We start from the raw sequence: 2026 nt of genomic DNA, 5'->3' as shown, positions 1-2026 counted from the left end.
CATTCACACATGCACTGCAGCCTCGATGTCGGGGCCGGGGTCGGCGCCGCCGGAGGGTTTGCGGGTGGCCGCGGCCGGGGTGAGGGTTTTGGGTTTCTTGGTATCGGAGTCGATGGTGGCCATGATCCGCTTGATCGTGCTGTAGGACCCCGGCCCCTGACCGGTATCGAGCAGGACCTGGCAGGCGGCCTCCAGACGGGCCTTGTTCCGCTTGCCCAGGGACTCCAGGATATTCTGGCAGTCCAGATACCCCTGGGCCTCGATCACGTGCCGATCCAGGATGCCGGCGATGACCGCCTCGGTGGCCGGCCCGAAGCCCCGGGCCCGGTCCGTGAACCACCGCCGGGACCACAGCCCGTCGATGCCCCGGTGCCGGGCCGGGGCATGAGCGGCGTCCGTGGAGTACTGGCCCTTCCGGCCCTGCCGGCGGGCGTGCTCACAGATCACCTGGTCCCCGTCGAACACCGTCACCGTCGTGGAGGTCAGGCGCACCCGCAGCAGCTGTCCGGCGTAGGTGTAGGGCACCGAGTAATGCTGGGAATCGCAGCTGACGTGGTAGTTCCGGCCGACCTTGAGCTGCTTCCATTCCACCGTGTCGAACCCCTCGGCCGGCAACGGGCCCAGCAGGTGGGCCTCATCGGTGGTGAACCGTTCCCACCGGGTCGTGCCATCCGCCCGCGGGATCCGCTCGTTGATCTCAACCAGCCGCGTGCCGATCGCCGCATTCAACCCCTGCACCGTGGTGAAGACCTCCTCGGCCAGATAGCCGATCACCCGAGTGTTCACCACGTGCACCGCCGACTCGACCGCAGCCTTGTCCCGGGGCCGTTTCGCCCTCGCCGGGGCGATCCCGGTCCCGTAGTGCTCGGCCAGCTGCTGGTACCGGGCGTTGAGCACCCGGGCGCTCTCGCCCCGCTTCGGCCGGTGGGTCGAGGTCGCAGGATTGTCGGGGACCACCAGCTGCGGGACCCCGCCGTAGAACGAGAACGCCCCCACGTGGGCGGCAATCCAGGACGGGGACTTCATGTCCGTGTATCCCTGGCAGAACACCGCCCCGGAGTACGGCAGCACCGCCACGAACAAGTAGACCCGGGTCACCTCCCCGGTGACCGCGTCCACCACCTCCAGGGTGTCTCCGGCCCAGTCCACCAGCATCGCCCGGCCCGGCTCATGGTGCAGGGTCGCCACCACATCCGTTCTCCGGGCGTGCTCGGCGAACAAGGCACAGTACTGCGAGTACCCATACTTCTTGGCGCCACCGCCGGCCGGTGAGGCCAGATACCGACTCCAGGCCTGCTGCAGGGTGAAGTGCCGGTTCTCCCGCATCGAAGCCAGCACCCGATCGAAGTCCGGCCGTTCATAGGATTCCGTCACCCGCTTGCGGCCATCGGGAAAGAGCCGGGCGATCTCCTCGACGGTCATCGCCGCGATCTGTCCGGCCGTGAAGCCATAGGCGGCGATCGTCTTCTTCGCCGTGGCCACATCCCGGCGCGAACAACCCTGCGCGGCGACGATCTCGTCATAGGTGTGACCTGCAACAGCCAGGGTCATGATGGCCTTGAAATCAGCCATGCTGCCTCCTCAAATAGGAAGAGACGGCGCACACTGCGCCGCCTCACCAGCAGCACACCCTCCCGAGGCCAACACCGTTCCAACTCCCCGGAACGGCAGTACCAACAACCCGGACTATCCGTACCAACTCACGCTATCTGCCAGGCGACGGCGCCGAGGGCGCGAGGTTCTGGCTACAGGTCTTCTCCGAACTGAAGAACCGGGGCGTCGAGGACGTGCTGATCGCGGTCTGCGATGGGCTCAAGGGGCTTCCCGAGGCGATCACCACCACCTGGGAGCGGACGGTGGTGCAGCAGTGCATCGTGCACCTGATCCGCAACAGCTTCCGTTACGCCGGCCGGCAGCACCGCGATGGGATCGTCAAGGCCCTCAAACCGGTCTACACCGCACCTTCCGAGGCCGCGGCAAAGGACCGGTTCGCGGAATTCACCGCCGAGTGGGGCCAGCGGTATCC

General features: G+C 67.1%; 2 protein-coding genes. One reads left to right on the top strand and one right to left on the bottom strand.

Features of this window, described 5'->3' with window-relative positions; translation table 11 throughout:
- Positions 1-3 precede the first annotated feature (3 nt).
- Positions 4-1572 (bottom strand): IS21 family transposase, encoded by a 1569-nt coding sequence (istA, locus tag CITRI_RS0115535; protein WP_010145871.1) that lies wholly within the window; start codon positions 1570-1572, stop codon positions 4-6.
- 116 nt (positions 1573-1688) lie between these two features.
- On the opposite strand from istA, the gene CITRI_RS18200 reads away from it, so the two are divergent.
- On the top strand, positions 1689-2026 hold a 338-nt coding region (locus CITRI_RS18200), incomplete at its 3' end, for a transposase (protein ID WP_369732456.1).

The sequence above is a fragment of the Citricoccus sp. CH26A genome, from assembly GCF_000224415.1.
Taxonomy (GTDB): Bacteria; Actinomycetota; Actinomycetes; order Actinomycetales; family Micrococcaceae; genus Citricoccus.
The sequence above is the reverse complement of the archived record's forward strand: the minus strand, read 5'-3'. Positions and strand labels throughout refer to the sequence as shown.